Annotated in this window: 25 protein-coding genes, 1 tRNA gene and 2 pseudogenes; 17 read left to right on the top strand and 11 right to left on the bottom strand. The window is 71.2% G+C overall.

Annotated features, from left to right (window positions below; all coding sequences use genetic code 11):
• Positions 1 to 10 precede the first annotated feature (10 nt).
• On the bottom strand, positions 11 to 1,483 hold the full coding sequence (locus AB0K60_RS01085; protein WP_364047128.1) for an APC family permease: 1,473 nt from the start codon (positions 1,481 to 1,483) through the stop codon (positions 11 to 13).
• Positions 1,484 to 1,715: 232 nt separating this feature from the next.
• Here AB0K60_RS01085 and AB0K60_RS01080 point away from each other — a divergent pair, with 232 nt between their 5' ends.
• The gene (locus AB0K60_RS01080) at positions 1,716 to 2,483 is read left to right on the top strand and encodes an FCD domain-containing protein (protein WP_364047125.1); all 768 of its coding nucleotides are present in this window, start codon (positions 1,716 to 1,718) and stop codon (positions 2,481 to 2,483) included.
• A gap of 99 nt (positions 2,484 to 2,582) precedes the next feature.
• On the opposite strand, the pseudogene AB0K60_RS01075 reads toward AB0K60_RS01080, so the two are convergent.
• From AB0K60_RS01075 to AB0K60_RS01065, 3 genes and pseudogenes are all read right to left on the bottom strand, one after another.
• Positions 2,583 to 2,732, bottom strand: a pseudogene (locus AB0K60_RS01075) (IS5/IS1182 family transposase); the annotation flags it as partial.
• Between the two features lie 6 nt (positions 2,733 to 2,738).
• Positions 2,739 to 3,122 (bottom strand): annotated as a pseudogene (locus AB0K60_RS01070) (reverse transcriptase/maturase family protein); the annotation flags it as partial.
• A gap of 461 nt (positions 3,123 to 3,583) precedes the next feature.
• On the bottom strand, positions 3,584 to 3,838 hold the full coding sequence (locus AB0K60_RS01065) for a hypothetical protein (RefSeq protein WP_364047122.1): 255 nt from the start codon (positions 3,836 to 3,838) through the stop codon (positions 3,584 to 3,586).
• A 210-nt stretch (positions 3,839 to 4,048) separates the two neighbouring features.
• Here AB0K60_RS01065 and AB0K60_RS01060 point away from each other — a divergent pair, with 210 nt between their 5' ends.
• Both AB0K60_RS01060 and AB0K60_RS01055 read left to right on the top strand, forming a co-directional pair.
• Entirely contained in the window at positions 4,049 to 4,252 is a 204-nt protein-coding gene (locus AB0K60_RS01060) for a hypothetical protein (RefSeq protein WP_364047119.1), read from the top strand.
• A gap of 468 nt (positions 4,253 to 4,720) precedes the next feature.
• Positions 4,721 to 5,263 (top strand): hypothetical protein, encoded by a 543-nt coding sequence (locus tag AB0K60_RS01055; protein ID WP_364047116.1) that lies wholly within the window; start codon positions 4,721 to 4,723, stop codon positions 5,261 to 5,263.
• 4 nt (positions 5,264 to 5,267) lie between these two features.
• Here the strand turns inward: AB0K60_RS01055 and AB0K60_RS01050 are convergent, their stop codons facing one another.
• From AB0K60_RS01050 to AB0K60_RS01035, 4 genes are all read right to left on the bottom strand, one after another.
• Complete coding sequence (locus AB0K60_RS01050; RefSeq protein ID WP_364048129.1) at positions 5,268 to 5,942, bottom strand: transposase; 675 nt, start codon at positions 5,940 to 5,942, stop codon at positions 5,268 to 5,270.
• Entirely contained in the window at positions 5,936 to 6,157 is a 222-nt protein-coding gene (locus AB0K60_RS01045; RefSeq protein WP_364048155.1) for a hypothetical protein, read from the bottom strand. The genes AB0K60_RS01050 and AB0K60_RS01045 overlap by 7 nt, the downstream gene beginning before the upstream one ends.
• 89 nt (positions 6,158 to 6,246) lie before the next feature.
• Positions 6,247 to 6,315, bottom strand: a tRNA-Lys gene (locus AB0K60_RS01040).
• 28 nt (positions 6,316 to 6,343) lie between these two features.
• Entirely contained in the window at positions 6,344 to 6,976 is a 633-nt protein-coding gene (locus AB0K60_RS01035) for a WYL domain-containing protein (RefSeq protein WP_364047113.1), read from the bottom strand.
• Between the two features lie 161 nt (positions 6,977 to 7,137).
• Here AB0K60_RS01035 and AB0K60_RS01030 point away from each other — a divergent pair, with 161 nt between their 5' ends.
• The 9 genes from AB0K60_RS01030 to AB0K60_RS00990 all read left to right on the top strand — a co-directional run bounded on the left by AB0K60_RS01030 (position 7,138) and on the right by AB0K60_RS00990 (position 16,048).
• Positions 7,138 to 7,557, top strand: a complete 420-nt coding sequence (locus AB0K60_RS01030; RefSeq protein WP_364047110.1) for a hypothetical protein — start codon at positions 7,138 to 7,140, stop codon at positions 7,555 to 7,557.
• 339 nt (positions 7,558 to 7,896) lie between these two features.
• The gene (locus AB0K60_RS01025; RefSeq protein ID WP_364047107.1) at positions 7,897 to 9,042 is read left to right on the top strand and encodes a glutathionylspermidine synthase family protein; all 1,146 of its coding nucleotides are present in this window, start codon (positions 7,897 to 7,899) and stop codon (positions 9,040 to 9,042) included.
• A gap of 18 nt (positions 9,043 to 9,060) precedes the next feature.
• Positions 9,061 to 9,621: a DUF350 domain-containing protein gene (locus tag AB0K60_RS01020; RefSeq protein ID WP_364047104.1), complete on the top strand. Its 561-nt coding sequence runs from the start codon at positions 9,061 to 9,063 to the stop codon at positions 9,619 to 9,621.
• 108 nt (positions 9,622 to 9,729) lie between these two features.
• Positions 9,730 to 10,839 carry a helix-turn-helix domain-containing protein gene (locus tag AB0K60_RS01015; protein WP_364048127.1) on the top strand — a complete coding sequence of 370 codons (1,110 nt, stop codon included), beginning with the start codon at positions 9,730 to 9,732 and terminating at the stop codon, positions 10,837 to 10,839.
• A gap of 130 nt (positions 10,840 to 10,969) precedes the next feature.
• Entirely contained in the window at positions 10,970 to 11,917 is a 948-nt protein-coding gene (locus AB0K60_RS01010) for an ACP S-malonyltransferase (RefSeq protein ID WP_364047101.1), read from the top strand.
• Positions 11,914 to 12,870, top strand: a complete 957-nt coding sequence (locus AB0K60_RS01005; RefSeq protein WP_364047098.1) for a beta-ketoacyl-ACP synthase III — start codon at positions 11,914 to 11,916, stop codon at positions 12,868 to 12,870. The genes AB0K60_RS01010 and AB0K60_RS01005 overlap by 4 nt, the downstream gene beginning before the upstream one ends.
• 64 nt (positions 12,871 to 12,934) lie before the next feature.
• Entirely contained in the window at positions 12,935 to 13,174 is a 240-nt protein-coding gene (locus tag AB0K60_RS01000) for an acyl carrier protein (protein WP_364047095.1), read from the top strand.
• 156 nt (positions 13,175 to 13,330) lie between these two features.
• Positions 13,331 to 14,563 carry a beta-ketoacyl-ACP synthase II gene (gene fabF, locus AB0K60_RS00995; RefSeq protein WP_364047092.1) on the top strand — a complete coding sequence of 411 codons (1,233 nt, stop codon included), beginning with the start codon at positions 13,331 to 13,333 and terminating at the stop codon, positions 14,561 to 14,563.
• 72 nt (positions 14,564 to 14,635) lie between these two features.
• Entirely contained in the window at positions 14,636 to 16,048 is a 1,413-nt protein-coding gene (locus AB0K60_RS00990) for a carboxyl transferase domain-containing protein (RefSeq protein ID WP_364048125.1), read from the top strand.
• Positions 16,049 to 16,595: 547 nt separating this feature from the next.
• Here the strand turns inward: AB0K60_RS00990 and AB0K60_RS00985 are convergent.
• Positions 16,596 to 16,823, bottom strand: coding sequence for a hypothetical protein (locus tag AB0K60_RS00985; RefSeq protein WP_364047089.1), 228 nt, complete (start codon positions 16,821 to 16,823; stop codon positions 16,596 to 16,598).
• Between the two features lie 327 nt (positions 16,824 to 17,150).
• Positions 17,151 to 17,645 (bottom strand): DUF3145 domain-containing protein, encoded by a 495-nt coding sequence (locus tag AB0K60_RS00980; RefSeq protein ID WP_364047086.1) that lies wholly within the window; start codon positions 17,643 to 17,645, stop codon positions 17,151 to 17,153.
• A gap of 319 nt (positions 17,646 to 17,964) precedes the next feature.
• On the opposite strand from AB0K60_RS00980, the gene AB0K60_RS00975 reads away from it, so the two are divergent.
• From AB0K60_RS00975 to AB0K60_RS00955, 5 genes are all read left to right on the top strand, one after another.
• Positions 17,965 to 18,495, top strand: coding sequence for a sigma-70 family RNA polymerase sigma factor (locus AB0K60_RS00975; RefSeq protein ID WP_364047083.1), 531 nt, complete (start codon positions 17,965 to 17,967; stop codon positions 18,493 to 18,495).
• Positions 18,492 to 18,686, top strand: coding sequence for a hypothetical protein (locus AB0K60_RS00970; protein WP_364047080.1), 195 nt, complete (start codon positions 18,492 to 18,494; stop codon positions 18,684 to 18,686). The genes AB0K60_RS00975 and AB0K60_RS00970 overlap by 4 nt, the downstream gene beginning before the upstream one ends.
• On the top strand, positions 18,683 to 18,877 hold the full coding sequence (locus AB0K60_RS00965) for a hypothetical protein (protein ID WP_364047077.1): 195 nt from the start codon (positions 18,683 to 18,685) through the stop codon (positions 18,875 to 18,877). Before AB0K60_RS00970 ends, AB0K60_RS00965 begins: the two co-directional genes overlap by 4 nt.
• Positions 18,874 to 19,623 (top strand): hypothetical protein, encoded by a 750-nt coding sequence (locus AB0K60_RS00960; protein WP_364047074.1) that lies wholly within the window; start codon positions 18,874 to 18,876, stop codon positions 19,621 to 19,623. The genes AB0K60_RS00965 and AB0K60_RS00960 overlap by 4 nt, the downstream gene beginning before the upstream one ends.
• A 129-nt stretch (positions 19,624 to 19,752) precedes the next feature.
• Positions 19,753 to 22,587, top strand: coding sequence for a CHAT domain-containing protein (locus tag AB0K60_RS00955; protein WP_364047071.1), 2,835 nt, complete (start codon positions 19,753 to 19,755; stop codon positions 22,585 to 22,587).
• A gap of 305 nt (positions 22,588 to 22,892) precedes the next feature.
• Here AB0K60_RS00955 and AB0K60_RS00950 read toward each other — a convergent pair whose 3' ends face one another.
• Positions 22,893 to 23,702, bottom strand: a complete 810-nt coding sequence (locus AB0K60_RS00950; RefSeq protein ID WP_364047068.1) for a sulfurtransferase — start codon at positions 23,700 to 23,702, stop codon at positions 22,893 to 22,895.
• Positions 23,703 to 24,228: the final 526 nt, after the last annotated feature.

Below are 24,228 nucleotides of genomic sequence, written 5' to 3'. Positions count from 1 at the left end.
CCGGGGCACGTCATGACCTGTCCGGGAGCTGCCTGCGGTCCACGCCGTCGACGTCGTCGAGCTCCGCCAGCTCCCCCATCACCAGCCCGGCCCGGCGTACCGCCTCCGGACGTCTGGCGGAGAGCCAGACCATCACCACCACGCCGAGCGCGATCCACCCGAGGACGGCCAGCGCGAGCAGCGGCAGCGGCTCGGCCGGCAGCGGCCACACGGTCCGGTAGAGCGGGTACGCCATGGCGAGCAGGCCGATCGCCGGGAGGATCCCGTGCTTGACCGGGTGGAACCGGGCGCGATGGTTGCGCAGGGTGTCCACGATCAGCGCGAGGTTGGTGGTCCCGTACACCACGAGGAACATCACCGAGATCATGAAGCCGTAGTAGATCCACACGTTCAGCGGACCGCTGCTGATCGCCGGCGGCACGCCGAGGACGACGACCAGCGCCGCGACCACCCAGGCCGCCACGTGCGGTGTCTTGTGCACCGGGTGGGTACGGCCGAGCGGCCGGGGCACCAGCCCCTCGCGGCCGAGGGCGTACAGCACCCGCAGCGCGGCGTTGAAGGCGGTCTGGGTGAACGCGAGGATGCTGGACAGGACCGCGAGGAACACGATCCACAGCCCGACGCCGTCGCCCCAGAACCTCGTGGTGACCTCGCCGAGCGGATCGGCGGTGGCCGCGTCGAGGTTGGACATCACCTCGTCGCCGAGCCCGGCCGAGACGGCGTATCCGGCCAGCACGTAGGTCGCCGGGATCACGATGGCGGCCAGCAGGACGCCGCGGGCGACCGCGCGCCGCGCGTTGGCGGTCTCCTCGGCCAGGGTGGTCGCCTCCTCCAGCCCGACGCAGGACAGCACGCCGAACGTCATCGCCAGCCCGATCGCGGCCCACCCGCCTCCGTGCGGCACCGCGGACGGCTGGAACGGTGTCGTGGTCAGTCCCCCGGTGGCGGCGACCCGGATGATCACCCACAGGGCCAGCGCCAGGACGACCGCGAGTTCGACGCCGAAGAGGATGAGCATGCTCCGCGTGCTCTGCGCGATGCCGCGATAGGCGAGCAGGGCGATGAACGCCAGCCCGGCGGCGCTCCACACCCACCACGGCACGGCGCCGCCGAGCGCGATGCCGGTGATCGTCTCTCCCCAGTAGCCCAGGACGATCACGGCCGCCGCCGAGAGCAGGATGTACGAACCGGCGAACAGCCAGCCCAGCACGAAGCCGGTCCGCTGCCCGAAGGCGCGGGTGACCCAGGTGTAGATCGCCCCGGCGCTGGGGTAGCGATGCGAGAACTGAACCAGCGTGTTGGCCAGGAACAGTACCGCGATCAGGGTGAAGACCAGGGCGAGCACGAACGCCGGGCCCGCCATCGCCCCCATGACTCCGAAGTTGAGCGCGAGGACGGCGGCGGGGCCGGTCGCGGCCATCGACATGATCGCCACATGTCGTGCCGTCAGCGCGTGCCTCGCGAGGTTGTTGTCTGTGGACACCGGCGCCTCCAGTCCGTTCGGCCGGAGATCTCGCACCTCCGGCAGCCGGCAGCCCCCCGAAAGTCTGAAAGCCAGACCATTAATGGACTGGATTAAATACCTTAGACTCGGAAGGAGTCAATAGACCCGTGGCATCCGATCGGGCAGACCCGGCGGCGACCCGCCCGCAGGCCTCCTCTCGGCGCCGAGCGCGCGTTTGACCGGATCGGGGGGTGTATCTAACGTGATCAACATGAGCAATGCGGAGAGTGCCGCGCGACCGGCCGTCGCACCGACGACGCCCCAGGTCATCGTCGAGCACCTCCGGGGGCTGATCCACCGGGGTGAGGTCGGCCCTGGGGATCGGCTTCCGCCCGAGCGAGCCTTGGCGGAGCAGCTCGGCGTCGCCCGGGTCTCCGTCCGCCAGGCCCTCGCCCAACTGCAGGGCGAGGGATACCTGACCACTCGACGGGGCGCGTTCGGCGGGACGTTCGTCACCGAACTCGTCGAACCCCGTCGCCGCTGGCTGCGGCGGATGCGCGAGAACCTGGCCGATCTGGAGGACATCCTCGACTTCCGGATCGCGGTCGAGTCCCACGCCGCGCGTCTCGCCGCCCGGCGGCGAGACGAGGAGAACCTGGCCGCGATCGAACGGGCCGTCGCACAACTCGACGACGTCAGCGACGTCACAAGCTTTCGCGCCGCCGACAGCGCCTTCCACCAGGCGATCGCCGCGGCCGCGCGCAGCCCCCGGCTGACCGCCGCGATCACCGACACGCGCGGGCTGCTCTTCCTCCCGACGGACGCCTTCGTCTATCCCCCCGACGTCGCGCAGACCAGGCGCGACCACCGCCGGATCGCCGCCGCGCTGCGGCGGGGGGACCAGGAGGAGTCCGCCGCAGCGATGATCGAGCACATCGAGTCGACCCGGACCTGGCTACGTCAGATCCTCACCCGATCCGCGCCCGCGTCCATCGGCGAGTCAGACCCACCGGACGACACGGCCGCACCCAGGGACTGAACCGACGGTCGCCGGCGGATTCGCATGCGATCGCCACGCAGATGTCCGTCTTCTGGTCGTCCGGCTCCGCCCTCCATGTCCAGCACCATGAGGCTTTTTTCATCCTGTGTAGCGGTTCTCCGCAATGGTCTGCAGGACGAAGATGGCCTGAACCAGCGCCGTGGCGCGGCGAGGGCAGCAGCGCTGCTTGACCGGCACCTTCCAGGCTCTCAAGGTCGCGACGGCACGTTCGCCGACCGCTCGGATGCGGAACCCCAAGAAGGAGAATCCCTCGCTCATGTGCACCACCTGAGTCTTGGCCTCCGACAGACGCAGGCCCAGCCCAGCGGGGGTGGCGGCGATCTGTTCCCGCAATGCCTCGGCATCGTGCCGGCTCCCATTGACCAGCACGGCGAAATCGTCCGCGTAGCGGACGAGTCGCCAGGTCGCCAGGCCTTCGCGGCGGCGCGTGCCGCGTCGGCTTTCGGTGGACGTGACCCCGCCGTCCCTCCATGGCCCAGTCAGGTGCTCATCGAGAGCCGAGAGGGCGATATTGAAGATCAGCGGCGACAGGATGCCCCCTTGCGGCGTGCCGGTGTGCGTGTCCTGGTGCTCGCCGAGTTCGGTCATGATCCCGGCTTTGAGAAACGCCTTGACCAGCCCCAGTACGCGTTTGTCCTAGACACGGCCTCGAACCCGATCCACGACGGCCGAGGCCGCGGGTGCCGAAGTGGTGGATCTCGGCGATCGCATCCTGGGAACGCCGTTTGGGCCGGAACCCATACGAGACCGGCTCGAAATCGGCCTCGAAGATCGGTTCCAGCACCAGCTTCAGCGCCGCCTGGACAACCCGGTCCACCACGGCCGGGATACCGGGCTTACGCAGCTTCCCCGACCCGCCCGGCTTCGGGATCTTTCTCTCCCGCACCGGCAACGGACCGAACGTGCCCGCCTTCGGACGGGCAGGCAGGTCATCCAGAAAATCTTCGACGCCAAGCAGTTCTTCGACGTGGGCGACCGTCAAGCCGTCCACACCCGGGCTGCGCGCACCGAGGTTCATCGCGACCCGGTCGAACGCCACGAGCAGCGTGGCCGGGTCATGCACGAAATTGAACAGGTCATCAAACCGGCGGCCGGGATCTGCCGCCGCCCACTGCCTCGGCGACGACGACGGCCCTGGTCTGGTCTGCCGCCAGTGGCGCGGTCACCTCGTCCACGATGGGAACTATCAGCCACTGACACCCGCTGTCGAAGGCGCCGACCTGCTCATGCGCCCCGATCCATTCGCCCAGCTGAATAAGGCCGTCGGTGAGGCGCGCATCCGCGTAGGTATCTCCGTTAGCCACCGAGCCGAACGAGAAGCCGCCGCCCATCAAGACGGATAGGGAGGCCGTGGTGATCCACTCATCTGCCGCAGGTCGTGTCCCCCTATAGGCCGTCGCCGCCTTGGCTGCGCACCAGGTCGGTGCACCCGCTGGTCGAATCACGGGCGCCCTCAATTTTCCAAGTCGCCGACACCGGCGGCCCGAGAACTTCGGATGCGTGTGATCGCCAATAGCGTGAAGGCCGCTTGAATCGTCGAGATCGTGGCCCATGCAGGAGTCTATCCCCCGCGGCCTGGGGCCCGGTTCGAGTCCGGTAGCTCTGCGGCGCCCCCGCCGACGGGCATCACCGCGTTCTCGACCTGGAGCCTGTCCAAGCTCGCCGCCCACCTGAAGCAGATCAGGCTGGTGACCTCGATCAGCCGACAGCACCTGTCGCGGATCCTGAAGGCGGGCGGGGTCTTCTGACGACGACCTGGAAAAGCAGCGGCGACCCCGACTTCATCGCCAAGGCGCAGCAGGTCCTGGCCGTATACGACACCCGCCCGAAGGGCGGGAGAGTGATCTGTGTGGACGAGTTCGGCCCCCTCAACCTCCAGGCCCGTAAGGGCCAGGCATGGCGGCCGCAAGGGCATCCGCAGCGCCCGCGGGCGACGCCGGGGCCCACGACGTCGAGATGGTCTACCTGCCGACCTACGGCTCCTGGCTGAACTGGATCGAGTCCTTCACCCCCGAGTCGCTGCTGGCGGCCGTGCGACTAACCTACTGGGGTCCTGCTTTCCGTGATGCCATCACTTTCACGTCCGCGGGACGCGCCGATACGTCTTCTTGGCCATGGCGCGCTTTCCATCTGGTCAGGCAATCGTGCCTGGCTGACCGTCCTCCCTTTCCGTACCTTCCGGGATGGTGCAGCACATCAACGCAGGCGAGGGATGTATGACGGAGCAAGGGAGTAAGAAGGGCCTACTGGGCAGGACCAGGCGTGCAGCCGAGGCGGCCCTAGATGTCGCCCGCGAAACACGGACGGTTGCCGAAGAGACCAAGTTTCGGGTTACCGAGACGCAGGCGGCCATCACGCGGATGGAGGAGGCAGTAAGCAGGGTCGAGAAAATCCTCCGTGAGCGAACCTCCGATCGGGAAGCGACTCCAGAGGAAGAGGTGGGACGACTTCTCCTCGCTTATATTGAGCAGGGCCCCAAGAGGGGCAACTGGAACAACATCTGGATCAGTAAGATTTACGAGCGGCGACCGGATGCGGTAGAGAAGAACATTCGCGGTGCCGCCCTACTCGCAAAGAAGATTCTCTCCTTGGAGTCACCGGAGAGCGACTCCGTCGGCAGAGACGCCCGAGCTGTCCTTGAGGGAATGGTTAAGCGCGCGGAGGATGGCCAACTACCAGGGAACGTCACTTCTCTGGACCGCGACAGCAGACGCGAGGGGCATGACCCTCCGCTGCGGAGAGTCTTTCCACATCCCTAAAGGGTCACGCGGCTGACCTGGGATTTTGGCTGGTGAAGCTAGGGGATTCGAACCCCTGACCCTCTGCTTGTAAAGACGCATGCCGATCTTGAGTGACCAGCGAAGGCGCAGCTCGCGCGATCAGGCCCGGGGCGCCGTCGGAGATCACCGGCAGCGGCGGGCGCAGGCCACGGGCGGCCAGATCGGTGAGGAAGTCGTGCCAGGCGTCGGTGGACTCCGATCCGGCGGCGGCCAGGCCGACGAAGGCCGGCTTACCCTCGACCGTGATGCCCCAGGCGGCCAGGATCGGCTCGGCGCGACCGCCGTCGTGCATCCTGAAGTGCGAGGCGTCCAGGAACAGGTGGTCCAGCTCGATGCCGGTCAGGTCACGCCGGCACCAGGCGTCGTACTCCGCGACGATGGCCTGGCAGATCGCCGAGACCGTCGATGTGGACAACGCGGCCTCGGGGCCGAGGGCGTCGGCCAGGGCGCCTGCGACGTCGCGGACGCTCAGCCCGCGCACGAACGAGGCGATCACCAGGGTCTCCAGCGCGTTGGTGCGGGTGACGCCGGTGCCGGACAGGCGGGAGGCGAACGCCTCGGTGGTGCCGCGCAGCTTGGGGCGGGCGATGGTGACCGGCCCGGTGGTGGTCTTGACGGTGGTCGGGCAGTGGCCGTTGCGGTGGCCGGGCCCTACCAGGGCCTGCTCGCCGGCGGCGGTGACGACGGCGGCGCGCGCCGGTGGCGGGCACGGCCCAGGAAGGCGTCCACCTCGGCCTCGACAGCGGTCTGGATGATCAGTCGAGCTCCGAGACGGGCGACGTCCTCGACGACCTCGACCAGGCCACGGCCCTCGGCGAACAGGGCGTCGATCTCGGCACGGATGGCGGCGGCGGGCGATGGTCTGCGAGACACGGGCGCAGGTCTCCTGTCGTGCGAACTTTGGTCGGTTCAACACGGCAACCTACGCCCGCTCCCTTTTACACCGCATCTCGGACGCGACCTGGTGGGGCGCCAGGGGCTCGAACCCTGAACCTACAGATTAAAAGTCTGCAGATCTACCACGCTCACCCGCGCACGCGCGGGCGCTATGACGTCCGGCTACGCCGCCCCCGGCGGTCCACCCGCTCCGGCCGTCCCGTCGTCGCACGCCGGCGTCTCGTCCAGTTCGACGGCGGAGGCGATGCGGTCCAGGCGGAAGACACGCACGTCCCGGCGCATCCTGCACCACGCAACCAGGTACCAGAAGCCGCCGCGGCCCCCGAGGAAGATCCTGGGCTCGACATCCCGAGCGGTGACGGCGCCCTTGCGGTCGGCGTACTCGATGCGCAGGGGGCGATCGCGGAGCAGGGCGCGCTCGATCACGCGGGCGACCGGGGGCATGCCGGTCAGCTCCTCCTCGGGCACCGCCAGGGCAGCCGAGATCTTGCGCAACGCGGCCGCCGCCTGGGGCGCGAAACGGTCCTCCTCCATCCGGTGGAGCGCGACGGCGATGACCGCGGCCTCCTCGGGGGTGAGATTCAGCGGCGGCAGGGCCATGCCCTCCGCCAGCCGGTAGCCCTCGCCCGGCACGAGGGTGATGGGCAGGCCGGACCGCTGCAGCCGCGCCACGTCACGCTCGACGGTCCGGACGCTGACGCCGGACCGCGCGGCGAGTTCCTTGGGGCCGGCGCACCGGGGGAAGATCGCCCGCAGCTCCTCGACGAGGGCGTACAGCCGATCGATGCGGTTCACATCCGCGACGGTACGTCCGAGAACCGACACTTTGCGGTTGAAAGCGCCGACGGCTAGGTGGTTGTGGCCTTTCGGAGGGGATGCGACAGGAAGATCGTCTACTATCGCGAACGATCGGGGAAGGACGGTACGCTGGCTCGATTCCAACAGGCAGGAGCCCCATGGCCACTATCGGGTACCAGGCCGGCCCCTCACCCGACGGGCCCAAACAGCCGTCTCAGCGCGCCTCGAAAGTGGTCAAGTTGGGGACGATCACCGCGCTCTCCGTACTGGTGGTCGGATTCTGCGCCGCCCAGAACAGCGCGGAGGAGGTGGCCGCTGACTGCGTCGACTGGACCAACACCGACGCGTCCGGGCAGTACCTGGTGGTCAGCGACTTCTACTGCGACGATGATGACGACGACGATGACGACTTCTCGTCGTCACGCGTCGCGTACCGCTGGTACTACGGCGGGCGCCGGGTCGGCGACCGGGTCACCGGAGGCACCACGATCCGCCCGTCGGACGCCCACATCACCAGCCGGAACGGCCACGTGATCCAACGCGGTGGGTTCGGCGGGCGCATTTTCGGCGGAGGCTGACGCCGGGCGGGTCAGAGGTGGGCGGGTCAGGGGTGGGCGTGGAGATGGAGGGCCGTACCGACCCGGGGCCGGGCAGGGCAGGGGCGCCAGGAGCCGAGGAGCCGGGTGGCGTGGCCGGAGATCGACGGGCGGCGGGGCCGACAAGCACGGTCGTGGCGCGATTCGGAGCGAGCGGCTTCCCGGCGGGTGTGAAACACCGGCGACGCGCGCCGGCGCCTCGAAACCTCTGGCCCTGCCGGTCGATGCAGGCCCGCCAGGCGAAACCAGGGCAGACGGCAACCGGGCCGGCGAATACCGCCGGGACGAACACCGACGTAGGGGGGAAACCGGGTGGAGCGGATGTCCAGCACACCTCGGGAGAACTGGGAGTCGATCATCGAGTCGCAGGGGCTCGCCTTCCATCGATCCGCGCACCCGGTTCACCTGAGCAGGCCGTACTGGGACGAGAGCGTCGAGTACGTGTTCTCCATGGAGGAGGTCCTCGACCTGGAGAACCAGGTGGAGGAGCTGCATCGGATGTGCCTGTCCGCCGTCGAGCACGTGGTGACGGAGAAGCGCTTCGCCGACTTCGCGATCCCGGAGTGGGCGGCGCCCGCGGTGACCGACTCCTGGAAGCGCCGCGACCCGCACGTGTTCGGCCGCTTCGACCTGCGCTACGACGGGCACGGCCCGGCCAAGCTGCTGGAGTACAACGCCGATACGCCCACGAGCCTGCTGGAGAGCTCCGTGGTGCAGTGGTACTGGCTGCAGGACGTGCACCCCGGCGACGACCAGTGGAACTCCATCCACGAGCGCCTCGTCGACCGGTGGAAGGAGCTCGAACTGCCCACGGGTCCCGTCCACTTCGCCTGGACGAACATGGACGAAACCGGCGAAGAGGTCATGACGCTCGGCTACCTGCAGGAGACCGCCGATCAGGCCGGGCTGACCACCGTGGCGATCGCGATGGAGGACATCGGCTGGGATCCGGTCGCGCGGCGCTTCGTGGACATGGACAACCGCGTGATGCGCTCGCTGTGCAAGCTCTATCCCTGGGAGTGGGCGGTCGCCGACCCGTTCGGGCCGCAGGCGGTGGCGCAGCAGGTGTCGATGACGTGGATCGAGCCGCTGTGGAAGATGCTGCTGTCGAACAAGGCCCTGCTGGCGATCCTGTGGGAGCTGTACCCGGACCACCCGAACCTGCTGCCCGCGTACCTGGACGGCCCCCGGGACCTGACCCACTACATCCGCAAGCCCCTGCTCGGCCGCGAGGGCGCGTCCATGCGCGTCGTCGTCCCCGGGGAGTCCACCGAGACCACGGGCGCGTACGGCGCTGAGGGCCACGTCTACCAGGAGTTCCTGGCCCTGCCCGAGTTCGGCGGCCAGCGCCCGGTGCTGGGCGCCTGGGTCGTGCACGACGAGGCCGCCGGGCTCGGCATCCGCGAGACCACCACGCTGATCACCGACGACACCTCGTCGTTCGTCCCCCACCGCATCGCGCTGTAGAGCCGGAGATATCGAGATATGTCACCCACCCCCCTGCCCGCCCCCCTGCCCTCCGCCACCGCCTTCTCGACTCCCCTGCCCTTGCCCGGGACCCCCGGCGGGGAGGTTCCCCCGGGCATCCGGTACGGCGATTCGTCCCTGCCGACCTCCCAGCTCGTCGAGGTGCTCGCCAACGGCGCCCTGGCCATCGTGGCCTACGCGATCCTCGGCGTACTGCTGCTGATCGCCGGTTTCTACGTCATCGACCTGGTCACCCCGGGCAAGCTGAGCGCACTGCTACGCACCGAGCGCAACCCCAACGCGACCCTCGTCGCCGCGTCCGGCATCGCCGGCATCGGCCTGATCGTGGCCGCCTCGATCTGGTCCTCCGGCGGCGCCCTGCGCGACGGCCTGCTCGCCACGCTCGTCTACGGCCTGGTCGGCATCGCCGCCCAGACCATCGGCATGATCGCCTTCGACAAGGTGGCCGGGATCTCCGTACGCGAGCTGACCCGGGAGCAGAAGCTTCAGCCCGCCGCGATCCTGCTGGCCGTGACGCACCTGGTCATCGGCCTGATCACGGCGGTCGCGGTGATCTGAGCCGCCCGATCCCGTCCCGGATGGCGGACGCGCCCCGCATGACCTGGCACTCTTGTGAATGTGAACGACCGGGTACGTGAGGACACCGCACGGCGACTGGAAAAGGCGATGGGCGCGCTCGGCACCGCCGCGATGACGCGCATGGAGGAGCGCCTGCCCTGGTTCCGCGCCCTGTCGGCGGAGGATCGCTCATGGATCGGCCTGGTCGCCCAGGCCGGCATCGCCGGGTTCGTCGATTGGTTCCAGCACGCCGCCGACGACCGCCCCGCGCCGAACATCGAGTTCTTCGGCACCGCCCCCCGGGAGCTGAAGCGCTCGGTCTCGCTCCAGCAGACCGTCGACATGGTGCGCGTGATCGTCGAGGTGGTCGAGGCGCAGGTCGAGGAGCTCGCCGCGCCGGGCGGCCTGGAGCAGCTGGAGCAGGCCATCCTGCGCTACACGCGGGACGTGGCCTTCGCCGCCGCCCAGGTGTACGCGCGCGAGGCCGAGGTGCGCGGCGCCTGGGACGCCCGCCTGGAGGCGCTGATCGTCGACGCGCTGGTGCGCGGCGAGGTCGACGACGGGCTGCACTCCTGGGCGGCGGCGCTGGGCTGGACCTCCTCCCCGGTGGTGGTCCTGGCCGGATTCGCCCCCGACGACGACCCCCACACGGTGATCGACGGGCTGCGGGACCGCGGCCGGCGCATCGGGCTCGACCTGCTCGCCGGCGTCCAGGGCGACCGGCTCATCGTCATCGTCGGCGGCGCCGACAGCATCAAGGAGGCGGCCCGCGGGGTGGTGCCCAAGTTCGGCCCCGGCCCCATCGTCATCGGCCCCGAGGTGCCCGACCTGCACGCCGCCGCCAGATCGGCCCGCGCCGCCGTCGCGGGCCTGCGCGCCGCCCCCGCCTGGCCGGACGCGCCCCGCCCGGTGCTCGCCGAGGACCTGCTGGCCGAGCGCGCCCTCGACGGCGACGAGGACGCCCGCGCGCAACTGATCGAGAACGTGTACAAGCCGCTGGCGGGCACACCGCTGCTCGACACCCTCGCCACCTACCTGGAGCAGGGCACCTCCCTGGAGGCGACCGCCCGCCTGCTGTTCGTCCACCCCAACACCGTCCGGTACCGGCTCCGCAAGATCACCGAGCTGACCGGCTACCAGCCCACCGAGGGCCGGTCGGCCTTCACCCTCCAGGTCGGCCTCATTCTCGGCCGGCTGTCCGGAATACCCGCGAACTAGTGCCGTAACCTGGCCTTGTACCGGAAACTGCGACGAAACTCCCGTTGTAGGAAACGCACAAAATCATCAACGCAAACTTCGTGCGGATCTCCACCTGTGTGGTGAACTCCTACAGGGCAAGGTGGATTGCGTGCTCGTCATCGTTGCTCCAGGCCAGGGGGCGCAGGCCCCAGGCTTCCTGACTCCGTGGCTCGAAATCCCCGGTCTGGCCGACCGCCTGTCCGCGTGGTCGGAGATCGTCGGGCTTGACCTGACCACCTACGGCACCACCGCCGACGCCGAGGAGATCCGCGACACCGCCGTCGCGCAGCCGCTCCTCGTCGCCGCCGGGCTCGCCTCGGCCGAGGCTCTTGTCCGGCACGCGTACGGCGACGCCGCCGGCGCGGTCGCGGACCTCGCGGGCGCGGTGGCCGGGCACAGCGTGGGCGAGTTCACCGCCGCGGCGCTCGCCGGGGTGCTCACTCCCGAGCAGGCGCTCGGCCTGGTTCGCGAGCGCGCCCAGGCCATGGCCAAGGCCGCCGCCATCACCGCGACCGGCATGACGGCCGTGCTCGGCGGCGACGAGGCCGAGGTGCTCGCCGCGCTCGACCGGCACGGGCTGACCCCGGCGAACCGCAACGGCGCCGGGCAGATCGTCGCCGGCGGCACCCTGGAGGAGCTCGCCGCGCTCAAGGCCGACCCGCCCGCCCGGGCCAGGCTCATCTCGCTGTCGGTCGCGGGCGCGTTCCACACCGTCCACATGTCCTCCGCCGTCGACCACCTGCGCGCCGCGGCGGCGGCCGTCACCCCGGCCGACCCGCGCACCCGGCTGCTGCAGAACGCCGACGGCGCCGTGGTCGGCAGCGGCGCGGAGTTCCTGACGCGGCTGGTCGACCAGGTGGCCGGCCCGGTGCGCTGGGACTCCTGCATGGCCACCATGGCCGACCTCGGCGTCACCGCGATGATCGAGCTCGTCCCGGGGGGAACGCTCACCGGCCTGGCCAAGCGCGCCCTGCGCGGGGTGCGGACGGTCGCGCTGAAGACGCCCGACGACCTCGACGCGGCTCGGGATCTGATCAAGGAGGAGACCCGCACGTGAGGCATAACCAGGGCGCCCCCGGCGCACGGGTGCTGGCGTTCGGCGGCTACCAGCCGGCCAACGTCGTCACCAACGATCACCTCGCCAAGACCATGGACACCGACGACGAGTGGATCCGCAGCCGCGTGGGCATCGCCGAGCGCCGCGTGGCGGGTCCCGAGGAGTCCGAGGTCGACCTCGCCGTCGCGGCCGGCGGCAAGGCCTTGGCGGCCAGCGGCCTGCCCGCGAGCGACATCGACCTGGTGATCGTCGCCACGTGCTCCGCCGAGGCCCTGATCCCCAACACCGCCAGCAGGGTCGCCCACCGGCTCGGCATCGAGGCCCCGGGCGCCTTCGACATCAACGCCGCCTGCGCCGGATTCTGCTACGCCCTGTCCGCCGCGTCGGACGCGATCCGCGCCGGTTCCGCCAACCATGTGCTGATCGTCGGCGCCGAGAAGATGTCCCAGTGGGTCGACTGGACCGACCGCACGACCGCGGTGATCTTCGCCGACGGCGCGGGCGCGGCCGTGGTCGGCCCCTCCGACACCCCCGGCATCGGCCCGGTGGCCTGGGGCAGCGCGGGCGACAAGGCCGACGCGATCTACGTCAAGGACCGCAGTTCCTTCCTCCACCAGGAGGGCCAGGCGGTGTTCCGCTGGGCGACGACGGCCCTGCACCCCGTGGCCAGGCTCGCCTGCGAGCGCGCGGGCGTGCGGCCCGAGGAGCTCGCCGCGTTCGTGCCGCACCAGGCCAACCTGCGCATCGTCGAGGCGATCGCCCGCAAGCTGGGCGCCGAGCAGGCGGTCGTCGCCAAGGACATCGTCCTGGCGGGCAACACCTCGGCGGCCTCGATTCCGCTCGCGCTGTCGCGCATGATCGAGCGCGGCGAGGTGTCCTCCGGCGGGCTCGCGCTGCTCCTCGGCTTCGGCGCCGGCCTGACCTACGCCGGGCAGGTCATCGAGATCCCGTAGACCCGTACGGCGCGCCACGCCGTACACGCATGAAAAAGATCATTATTCAAGGAGAAATCGCGACATGGCACTGACCGAGCAGGAGATCCTCGCCGGCCTCGGCAAGATCATCAACGAGATCACGGGCATCCCGGCCGCCGAGGTGACCCCGGAGAAGAGCTTCGTGGACGACCTGGACATCGACTCGCTCTCCATGGTCGAGATCGCCGTCGCCGCGCAGGACGAGTTCGGCGTCGAGATCCCCGACGACCAGCTCAAGAACCTCAAGACCGTCAAGGATGTCGTCAACTACATCCAGGCCTGACCACCACCGGGGTCACCTCCGGAACCTTCCGGGGCCGCTTCCGGTGTCGTCCGAGCCACTCCGTGGTTCCCGTGGCCATTCCCGACGGGCGCCGCGTCCCGGCCCTGAAGCGGCGCCGCCGGACGGCCCGCCCCCCGAGCAGCAAGGAGCGCAAAAGTGAGTAAAGACCGGGTACGTGTCGTCGTCACCGGGCTTGGCGCGACAACGCCCCTGGGTGGAGACGTCGCCTCGTCCTGGTCGGCGCTCCTCGCGGGGCGGTCGGGCATCCGGACCCTCACCGAGGACTGGGTCGACTCGGTGCCGGTGAAGTTCGCCGGCGTCGCCGCCGTCGAGCCGGGCGAGGTGATCCCCAGGCCGGAGGCGCGGCGCCTGGACCGGGCCGAGCAGTTCGCCCTCATCGCCGCCCGCCAGGCCTGGGCGGACGCCGGGACGCCCAAGGTCGAGTCCGACCGGCTCGGCGTCGTCGTCGGCAGCGGAATCGGCGGCATCACCACGATCCTCAACGCGTACGACACCTTCAAGGAGAAGGGCTGGCAGCGGCTGTCGCCCTTCACCGTCCCCATGCTCATGCCGAACGGCCCGGCGGGCTGGATCGGCATCGACCTCGGCGCCACCGCCGGCGTGCACGCCACCGTGAGCGCCTGCGCGACCGGCGCGGAGTCCGTCGGCTACGCGATCCAGATGATCCGCTCCGGGCGGGCCGACGTCGTGGTGGCGGGCGGCACCGAGGCGGCCATCCACCCCCTCAACGTGGCCTCCTTCGCGGCCATGCGGGCGATGTCCACCCGCAACGACGAGCCCGAGCGGGCGTCGCGCCCGTTCGACAAGCAGCGCGACGGCTTCGTGCTCGGCGAAGGCGCCGGAATCCTGGTGCTGGAGTCCTACGAGCACGCCGTCGCCCGCGGCGCGCGCATCTACGCCGAGGCGGCCGGGGTGGGCTACTCCGCCGACGCCCACCACATCGCCCAGCCCGAGCCGAGCGGCGAGGGGATCAAGGCCGCGACCCGGCGACTGCTCGCCGACAGCGGCCTGTCCGGCTCCGACATCAAGCATGTCAACGCCCACGCGACCTCCACCCCGGCGGGCGACGTCGTCGAGACCATCGCCATCGCCAACGTCATCGGCTCGCACCCGCTGGTCACCTCCACCAAGTCGATGACCGGTCACCTGCTCGGCGGAGCGGGCGGCATCGAGTCGGTCTTCACCGTCATGGCGCTGCACGAGCGCACCGTCCCCGCCACCGCCAACGTGGACGACCTCGACGACGGCATCGAGGTGGACATCGTGTACGGCGAGCCGCGCCGCCTGCCGGACGGTCAGATCGCCGCGATCAACAACTCGTTCGGGTTCGGCGGCCACAACGTCGCCGTGGCCTTCGCCACTCTATGACGCCTGCCCCGTGAGGCGTGGCCCTCGCCCGCCCTAGGAGAAGGAGCGAACGTGACGATTCTCGACACCGGGGTGGTGACTCCCGCCTCGGATCCGGAGATCGCCGATCCACGTGATCCGGTGGTGCGGTTGTCGTCGCTGTTCGACGAGGGTTCGCTGCGGCTGCTCGCTCCGGTCGACGACAGCGGCGTACAGGCCGCGCTCGGCCGGATCGAGGGCGTGCCGGTGGCCGCCTTCTGCTCCGACGCGCGGGTCCAGGGCGGCGCGATGGGCGGCAAGGGCTGCGAGCACATCGTGGCCGCCTACGACACCGCGGTGCGCGAGCGGCTGCCCATCATCGGCCTGTGGCACTCCGGCGGCGCGCGACTGGCCGAAGGGGTCACCTCGCTGCACGCGGTCGGCACGGTGTTCGCCGCCATGACCCGCGCCAGCGGCGTCATCCCGCAGATCTCGGTGGTGCTCGGCCCGGCGGCGGGCGGCGCGGCCTACGGCCCGGCGCTCACCGACATCGTCATCCTGTCCGAGCAGGGCCGCATCTTCGTCACCGGGCCGCAGGTGGTGGCCTCGGTGACCGGCGAGCAGATCGACATGGCCGGCCTCGGCGGGCCCGAGCCGCACGCCAAACGCTCCGGCGTGGTGCACGTGGTCGCCCCCACCGACGCCGACGCGCTGCTGCGCGCCCGGCAACTCGCGGTGCTGCTGGGGCATCAGGGCCGCGTGCATCTCGGCGATATCCGCGAGGCCGATCTGGGGGCGCTGCTGCCCGAATCGCCGCGGCGCGCCTACGACGTGCACCCCATCATCGACGGCCTGCTGGACGACGGGCTGTCGGCCGCGGTCGAGCTGCACCCGAAGTGGGCGCCGAACATGGTCACCGTGCTCGGCCGGCTGGGCGGTCGGACGGTGGGCGTGCTGGCCAACAACCCGCTGCGGCTGGGCGGCTGCCTGGACTCGGCCTCGGCCGAGAAGGCGGCGCGGTTCGTGCGCATGTGCGACGCGTTCGGAGTGCCGCTCGTGGTCGTCGTGGACGTGCCCGGCTACCTTCCCGGGGTCGGGCAGGAGCACGGCGGCGTGGTGCGTCGCGGCGCGAAACTGCTGCACGCCTTCGCCGAGGCCTCGGTGCCGCGGGTGACCGTGATCACCCGCAAGGCGTACGGCGGCGCGTACATCGCGATGAACTCCCGGGCGCTCGGAGCCACCCGGGTCTTCGGCTGGCCCACCACGGAGGTGGCGGTGATGGGCGCGGTGGCCGCGGTGCGGGTGCTGCACCGTCGCGAGCTGGCCGCCGTGCCCGAGGACCAGCGGCCAGCGCTCGAACAGGAGCTGGCCGAACGCCACCAGCGGGAGGCAGGCGGCCTGGCGAAGGCGGTCGAACTGGGCGTGATCGACGAGGTCATCGACCCGGCCACCACCCGCGGGGCCATCGCCCGTGTGCTCGCCCAGGCCACCCCGGCCCGTGGCAGCCACGGCAACATCCCCCTCTGACCATCCGGTCGAGTGACCATCCGGTCGAGGGCCTTGGCGGGGCCGCCTGCGTGCGGCTCAGACCAGTGCGGGACGCTCGGGGCGGGCGTCCCGCACTCCCGTCTCTTTCTCATTCGTCCGGCGGCCGGATACGCTCGCAGGTTGCTCGGAGGGCGATTGACGTGGATATTCCTAAATCTGGGCGGGGTGATTGAATCGGCCCAGGCAGGGCAGTTGATCGAGTTCGCCAATAATTCACCGAGTGTTCCCGTGAACGGTTAGAACGTGACGGGAAAACGCTGTCGTGCTGCGAAATGTCACCCGCTTGTGAAAGATCAAGTGGCCGTGGCGTCTCTGACCGGCTCGGCGATCCTCGGCGTCGCCCAGGAGCAGGGCGCCTCCGGTGCCCGGACGAGCCGATCGTCCCCGTGCCCCGGTAGCGGCCGTCGGCCGGCGGTCCGGGTGCGCGCCGTCGCGTACGCCGATTGGGCGGCACCTGCCTGACCAGGACGGGGAGCAATGCGGCGCGGGTGCCAGGCACGTAGGTGACATGGCGCGGACGCCGCCGCTACAGATCGTTATTGGATCCGGTGAGCCTGCGTCTCTCGTTCTCCAGCGTCTCCACCATCAACATGATCTCGTCACGGACGTTCAGCATGGTGGCGGCGTCCACCTGGTCACCGGGTCCTTCGAGCCGGTTCTCCAGGGTGGCGCGCAGTTCGGCCAGCCTCTTGTCGATCTCTTCCACCCGGGCCCGGGGATCCTGAGGCTCCTCCTCGTCCTCCCATGCGCTCAAGGACCGCGTGTCATCGGGTGTCATCGCGCCGGGGCGGTCCTGGGCCCGCCCGTTCCCGGCGCGCGTGTCGTCGTTCCTGGAAGTCACAATCCGCCCCTACCCGGGAAGGGGGCGGCAATGCGGTGGCGCCGCAGAGCAGGCACCGCCGTGCCGGCGAGGGCCCGCCGTACCGAGCGGCTCGGGCCCGGCCGTCATCGCGCCAAGAGGGGAAGAGGCGATGCCCGGCGAGGCGGACGGCCCTCGGGGTGGACCCGCCGCCCCGAGGACGGGCGGCACGTGGGACGGGCGGCATGCGGGACGGGCGACCGGCGGGGACGCCTCGGTCGGCTACACGGCCGCGTGCAGCCAGCGCACGGGTGCGCCGTCGCCGGCGTAGCGGAAGGGCTCCAGCTCCTCGTCCCATTGCTTGCCGAGGAGACGGTCGAGCTCCTCCTCCAGTACCACCCGGCCCTGCGCGGCCCTCAGCATCGTGTTGCGCAGGCGGTCCTCCGGCACCAAGATGTCGCCGTTCGCCCCGATGACGGCCGTGAAGGCGCCCAGAGTCGGCGTGTAGGCATGTCGCGAGCCGTCCACTCCTGGCGAGGCATCCTCGGTGATCTCAAAGCGGATGCGTTGCCAGCCCATGAGCGAAGAGGTGATCTTGGCAGCCGTACCCGGCCTGCCCACCCACTCCGCCTGAGTCCGCACACATCCGGGCGCGGCAGGCTGAGGAGTCCACGACAGGTCGACGGGCACGCCAAGCACACCCGCCACCGCCCATTCGATGTGCGGGCACAGCGCGGGCTGAGCCGAGTGGACATACAGCACGCCACGAGCAGACACCGGACCTCCCGATTCGACGAGGTTCGCCTTCCCCAACGTCCTCGTACAGGGATGATCACATGTGACTGAACAGAGACTACCGTCCGTCGGCGTGCGGGCACCAGACCAAGTTCATACCGAATCGCAATTGACAAGTGTCTGCTTCGACACAACGACGATCAGTAAACATCCATATCAAAAGCGTTGTTCCACCTCATCCCTAGCGTAACCAAGTCGAAAACGCTGCGGGCAGGCGGAATCCCCGAACCCTCACGGCGAGGAAACGCACCGCGCTACAGTTCTCACGCATCGTCTCCTCCCGAACTCACAGAGTCACCATATGATCGATGACGACACGTTCCCGCGGCTGCCTGTGGATCAGGCCGACTGGGACGAGCTTGAGGCCGCCTTCGGCCCCCGGATGTGGGCGGTCGCCCGCGCCTTCGGACTGAGCGCCACCGACGCCGCCGACGCGGTTCAGGCCGCGTGGCTCCGGCTGGTCGAGAGCCTCGACCGCATCCGCGACCCGTCCAGGATCGGGGCGTGGCTGGTCACCACGACCCGCAACGAGGCGGCCCTGCTGTGCCGCAAGGCCCGCCGGGTGACGCCGATGTGCACCCCGCCCGAAACCGCCGAGCCCGACGCCGACCCCGCGCTGGCCGTGCTCTCCGCCGACGAGGCCCGGCGCCTGTGGCAGGCCGTCGACAACCTCGACGAGCCATGCCGTACGTTGCTGCGCCTGCTGGTGACCACGCCGGAGAGCGGCTACGCCAGGATCGCCGCCCGCCTGAACCTGCCGATCGGCAGCGTCGGGCCGATGCGCGGACGCTGCCTGGGCCGCCTACGCAAGATCCTGGAGGTCGTCCCATGATCGACGAGGTGTACCTGCTCGCCGCCCTCCGCATCGGCGCGGGGGTGGACCCCGCCTCCCTCTCGGGCGTGGACCCCGCTCCCCTCTCGGTGTCGGCCGCCGCCCGGCTGAACCTGCCGATCGGCAGTGTCAGGCCGATGCGCGGACGCTGCCTGGGCCGCCTACGCAAGATCCTGGAGGTCATCCCATGATCGACGAGGTATACCTGCTCGCCGCCCTCCGCATCGGCGCGGGGGTGGACCCCGTCCCCCTCTCGGGCGTGGACCCCGCTCCCCTCTCGGTGTCGGCCGCCGCCCGGCCAAACCTGCCGATCGGCAGCGTGGAACCGATGCGCGGACGCTGCCTGGGCCGCCTACGCAAGATCCTGGAGGTCGTCCCGTGATCGACGAGGTGTACCTGCTCGCCGCGCTCCGCATCGGCGCGGGCGTGGACCCCGCCCCCCTGTCGGTGTCGGCCGCCGCCCGCGCCGCGTACGCGCTGCGCCTGCCCGGCGCCCTCACCGCCGAACTCGTCCCGCTCCCCCGGCCCACCGGCGCGCGCGACGGCACCGAACCCCGCCTGCACCGCTTCGCCGCCCCCGGCGTCACCATCGACGTCGAACTGACCCACACCGACGGCCGCATCGACGTCGCCGGTCAGGTGACCTTCTCCCCGGACCCCGCGCCGACGGACCCCACCCTGGTGAAACACATCCCGGCGGACCCCACCCTGGTGAAACACGCCCCGGGGGACCACACCCTGGGGGTCCACGCCTCGAGGGTCCACGCCTCGGGAGACCACACCCTGGAGGACCAGGCCCACGAGGGCCTCGCTCTCCCGCCGGACGGGCCCGCCGCCGTAGATCACACCGCCTCCGGCGAGGCTCTCACCCGTGGCCCCGTCCCTTCCGCCGAACGCGCGCCCGCCCCGGACCACGCCGCCGTCCACGAGCACGGGCACCCGTCCCCTGCCGCGTCCCCCGCCCGCGGCAGGATCGTCATTCGCACTCCGCACGACCGCTGGGTGCGGCTCCCCACCGAGACCGGCTACTTCGCCGCCACCGGCCTGCCCGTCGGCTGGCTCAGCATCGCCTGCCACCTCCCGGGCCGCCCCACCGTCGCCACCCGCTGGCTCCACACCGGCGACTGATGCCGCCGTGGGGTGGGGCCGTCCCCATGGCCCCACCCCACGGAACGGCACACGCGCAAGCCGCGAATCGGCCCACGGGCCGCTCCTCGTCAGCCCCCATCCCGCCCCCCTCCGGGAGAGCAGCGATCGATGACGGACGCCACCCCGGCCGACCGCCCGGCCCGGTCACCGGACGACGACCCCGCCCGGCTCATCGCGGCAGCCGAGCGGGCGATCAGAACCTCCGGGATCGATCCGCACCTGGCGCGGAAGGACGCGCGGCGGGTGCTCGACGAGGCCACGGCGCGGGGCGACGCGGAGGCGGCCTCGGTGGCGTGGCGGGCGCTCGCGCTCGCGGCCCGTGAGCTCGGCGACCTCCCGCTGGCGGAGACACACCTGCAAGAGGCCATCCGGGTGGGCGCGGACGTCCCCCGGCGGCTGGCCCAGGCGCGCATGTCGCTGGTGTCGGTGCGGACCGAGCAAGGCGATCCGTCGGGTGCGCTGCAGCTCGCCGACCAGGCGGAGCAGGATCTGCCGGAGGAGGATCGGGCCGCGCTCGCCGTCCAGCGGGCGATCGCCCTGGTACGGCTCGGCCGCCACGTCGAGGCCGTACGCCTGTGCGACAGCGCCCTCGACGGGCGCGGCGCGGACGCCGATCCCCGTCTGCGCAGCGCGGTCCTGCTCAACCGCGGGCTCGCCCTGACCTACCTGGGCGATCACGACTCGGGGGCGGAGGACCTCGCCGACTGTCTGCGGGTCGCCGCCGAGGCCGGGCTCGACTACGTGAGCAGGCTCGCCGAGGCCAATCTGTCGTTCAACGCCGTCCGGCGCGGGGACATCCCGGCGGCCTTCGCATCGTTCGCGTCCGTCGAGCACCGCCTGGCCGGTTACCCGGAACGTCTCGCCGCCCTCCGCAGCGACTTCGCCGAGGCCCTCGTCGCCGCTCATCTCCCCGGAGAGGCACGCGCCCTGCTGCGGCAGGCCGTACCCGAGCTGACCGCCGCGGGAGCGCTCGTCCACCTCGCCGAAGCCCGCCTGTTCCTCGCCCAGGTGGAGCTCCTGGCCGGCAACCCTCACGGCGCGATCGAAACCGTCAGGCTCGCCCGCCAGGCGCTGGAGAGCCAGGATCGGCACACCTGGATCCCACTCGCCGACGACGTCGCCGTACGCGCCCGCCTCGCCCTCGACCCCGCCGCCCCCGGCCTCCTCGCCGAGGTGCTCGCCTGCGCCGACGCCCTCCACGACGCCGACTGGTTCGCCAACGCGGCCGCCCTCCGGCTGACCGCCGCCCGCCTCGCCGCCGACCTCGGCGACACCCACACCGCCGAGGCCCAACTCGACCTGGTGGTCGCCCTATGCGAACCTCCCGCGTCCCACCCCGGCCCCGCACACCGTCACGATCAGGCGCCCTCCACCGCCCTAGCGCCCGCGCCCGGCCCGGCGAGGCGGCCGGACCGCCACCAGGTCCCCGCCGCCCCGCCTCAACCGGACGCGTCACCGCGCCCGCCGTACAGGAAGCGTCCCGCACCGCGTGACCGGATGCCGCCTCAGGTCCGCACACTGACCTTTCACCACGCCGTGGCGCTGCGCAGGCGGCTCGCCGGCGAGCACGCGGGGGCGCTGGAGGCGGTGCGCGCCGGACTGAGCGCTCTCGGAGGCCGCGAGGGGCCGTGGGACATCCGCGCTCACGCCGCTCGCCCCGCCCAGGAACTGGCCGAGCTGGGGCTGGAGTCGGCGCTGCTGAGCGGCGACGGTGCGACGGTGCTGGCCTGGGCCGAGCGGTGGCGCGCCTGCGTGCGGGCCGAGCCACCGGTCGCGCCGGACATCGAGCGCCTGTATGAGAGCATCGGCGACGCCGTCCTGCTGGAGCTGGTACGGCACGGCGACGCCCTGACCGCCGTCACGGCCACCCGTCTGGGCTCCACCCTGCATCGCCTCGGGTCCTACCGCACGGCCGTGGAGGCGACCGTACGGCTGCGCTACTGCCTGCGCCGCAGAGGGCTGCGCGACACCGGTACGGGCGACGGAATCGCCCGCGAGGCCGCCACCGTGTCCGCCCTCCTCCTCGGCCCGCTCACCGGGATTCCCTCAGACGTCCCCGTGGTGATCGTTCCCACGGGGGCGCTGCACACGGTCCCCTGGCCGGTTCTGCCGCCTCTGCGCGGCCGCGCGGTCTGCGTCGCGCCAAGCGCGACCGCCTGGCTCACCGCCGTCGCGCCGCCACGCACCACCACGGCCACGGCCGAAGACACTCCCATAGACACCCCCATCGCCAAGGCCGCCGTCGCAGCGGCGGCGAGGGTCGTGGTCGCCACAGATCGTCGGCCATCGCCCGCCGTTCGACGCGTGACGACGGCCACGCCCGCGAGGCGGCGCTCGGCGGCCCGGGTGATCGCGGTCGCCGGGCCCGGACTGGCCCACGCCGAGGCGGAGGCGTCGATGGTGGTGCGCGTACACGACGACGCGGTACGCGTCCCGCCACGTGCCGACGCGGTTCTGAGGGCGCTCGGCTCCGCCGAGATCGCGCACATCGCGGCTCACGGGGTGTTCTGCGCGCACAGCCCGCTGCTGTCCAGCCTCACGCTCGACGACGGCCCATTGATGGCCTATGACCTGCTGCGCCTGGACCGGGCTCCAAGGCTGGTGGTGCTCTCGGCGTGCGACGCGGGGATGGCTCACACCCCGGTCGACGGCGCCCCGCTGGGCCTCGCGGGAACCTTCCTCGACCGCGGCTCCGCCTGCGTCGTGGCCAGCCTGGTCCCCGTACGCGACGACGAGGCCCTCGCCTTGATGACCGCCTTCCACCGCCTCCTCGCCACCGGCATCGCCCCCGCCGAGGCACTGGCCGCCGCCACCGATGCGACGGGCGTCCCCGGCTTCATCTGCCTGGGCGCGGGCTGGCCCGCCGACTCATCCCCTCGCCCCCAGGCCCCGAGAGCCGCCACGCGGCGGCCTCTCCCCCACGATCCGGCCCACCGCTCCTGAAGCCCCTCACCACAGACGGTGGGGGCACCTGCGGGCCAACCGGCTCGAACCCGCGCCACCGGCCCTCGGATCACTCGTCGCCGGCACGCGACCGAGCGGGTGGGGTGACAGGACCCCGGCGAGATGGAAAGCGAGCACCGGCGGGCGACGGTGACACCGAAACCGCAGATCACTCCTCCCCAGCGGCCACCGGACGTGCCGGATCGGTAATCCAGCGGGACCAGGACCCCACGTACAGACTCGCGGGGCCCCCGGCGAGATGGAAAGCGAGCACCGGCGGGCGACGGTGACACCGAAACCGCAGATCACTCCTCCCTAGTGGCCACCGGACGTGCCGGATCGGTAATCCAGTGGGACCAGGACCCGACGTACAGACCGGCGGGGACGCCGGCGAGATGGAGGGCGAGGACCTGGTGGGCGGCGGTGACGCCGGAGCCGCAGTAGGCGCCGACGTCGACGCCGGGGACGGCGCCCAGCGCCGCGAAGCGCTCCTTGAGCGCCTGCGGGGGCAGGAAGCGGCCGGACGGGTCGACGTTGGCGGTGGTGGGGGCGCAGCGGGCGCCGGGGATGTGGCCGGCGACCGGATCGATGGGCTCGACCTCACCGCGGTAACGCTCGGGGGCGCGGGCGTCGAGGAGGACCTTGGTCGTCGCGGCCTGGTCGGCGTCGAGGATCGGCATGCCGCCGGGCGTGGCGGTGAAGTCGCCGGGATCGACGTCCGGCACGTCGGCGGTGACGGGGAGGCCCGCCTCGGTCCATGCGCGGAATCCGCCGTCGAGCACCCGTACGTCGTCGTGGCCGAAGTAGCGCAGCGTCCACCAGGCCCGCGCGGCGGCCATGGAGTCGGCGTCGTCGTAGACGACCACGGGCCGGGAGGCACGCACGCCCAGCCTGCGCATGGCCTCCTGGAAGGCCTCGGGCTCGGGCAGCGGGTGACGTCCGCCGGGGCCGGGCGGCGCGGCCAGATCACGGTCCATGTCGCAGTAGACCGCGCCCGGAACGTGCCCCTCGGCGTAGGACTCGGCGCCGGGCGGCCCGGCCAGCCGCCACCGTACGTCCAGCACGGTCACCTCGCCGAGCACGGCGGCGAGCTCCGAAGGAGTGACCAGCGTCATCAGAAACCTCCGAGGAGATCCCCGCCCTCGGGCGGAGAGTGGTCGAACGCCTGCGAAACGAGACGGGGCCGGGGAGCCGCACGGCTCACCGCCGTCTCGCCTACCCAGACCAGCTTCTCAGCAGACCGCGTGATGTGGTGTGAGGCCCGGGAGGAATCGGCGAGTCTCCAGCGCCGTTTCCGCCGCCGCTCCGGCCGAACTCGTAACATCTCGCCCAAACCAAGCCGCCCCCATCGCCGTCTCGGGCCACGCCCATCGAACGGTCCGCTCGATGAACCGGAAGGGCTTCCCGGTGATGATCGGCGACGAGGGTGGCCCGCGTCCGCCCAGAAGTCCGCCAAAGGTCCCTCGGGAAGCCCGAGGCCCGCCAGAAAGCCCGAAGTCCGCCAGGAAGCCCGAAGTCCGCCAAGAAGTCCGTCAAAGGTCCTCCCGGTGATGATCGGCGACGAGGGTGGCCCGCGTCCGCCCAGAAGTCCGCCAAAGGTCCCTCGGGAAGCCCGAGGCCCGCCAGAAAGCCCGAAGTCCG

It is taken from the genome of Thermopolyspora sp. NPDC052614 (genome assembly GCF_040678635.1).
Classification (GTDB): domain Bacteria; phylum Actinomycetota; class Actinomycetes; order Streptosporangiales; family Streptosporangiaceae; genus Thermopolyspora.
This window is presented reverse-complemented; position numbering and strand designations above follow the sequence as displayed.

Excerpts from the sequence above, each read along its gene's own strand:
- AB0K60_RS01080 (WP_364047125.1), top strand. The coding sequence starts at position 1,716 with ATGAGCAATGCGGAGAGTGCCGCGCGACCGGCCGTCGCACCGACGACG.
- AB0K60_RS01055 (WP_364047116.1), top strand. The coding sequence starts at position 4,721 with ATGACGGAGCAAGGGAGTAAGAAGGGCCTACTGGGCAGGACCAGGCGT.
- AB0K60_RS01030 (WP_364047110.1), top strand. The coding sequence starts at position 7,138 with ATGGCCACTATCGGGTACCAGGCCGGCCCCTCACCCGACGGGCCCAAA.
- AB0K60_RS01025 (WP_364047107.1), top strand. The coding sequence starts at position 7,897 with ATGTCCAGCACACCTCGGGAGAACTGGGAGTCGATCATCGAGTCGCAG.
- AB0K60_RS01020 (WP_364047104.1), top strand. The coding sequence starts at position 9,061 with ATGTCACCCACCCCCCTGCCCGCCCCCCTGCCCTCCGCCACCGCCTTC.
- AB0K60_RS01015 (WP_364048127.1), top strand. The coding sequence starts at position 9,730 with ATGGGCGCGCTCGGCACCGCCGCGATGACGCGCATGGAGGAGCGCCTG.
- AB0K60_RS01000 (WP_364047095.1), top strand. The coding sequence starts at position 12,935 with ATGGCACTGACCGAGCAGGAGATCCTCGCCGGCCTCGGCAAGATCATC.
- AB0K60_RS00975 (WP_364047083.1), top strand. The coding sequence starts at position 17,965 with ATGATCGATGACGACACGTTCCCGCGGCTGCCTGTGGATCAGGCCGAC.
- AB0K60_RS00970 (WP_364047080.1), top strand. The coding sequence starts at position 18,492 with ATGATCGACGAGGTGTACCTGCTCGCCGCCCTCCGCATCGGCGCGGGG.
- AB0K60_RS00965 (WP_364047077.1), top strand. The coding sequence starts at position 18,683 with ATGATCGACGAGGTATACCTGCTCGCCGCCCTCCGCATCGGCGCGGGG.
- AB0K60_RS00955 (WP_364047071.1), top strand. The coding sequence starts at position 19,753 with ATGACGGACGCCACCCCGGCCGACCGCCCGGCCCGGTCACCGGACGAC.
- AB0K60_RS00950 (WP_364047068.1), bottom strand. The coding sequence starts at position 23,702 with ATGACGCTGGTCACTCCTTCGGAGCTCGCCGCCGTGCTCGGCGAGGTG.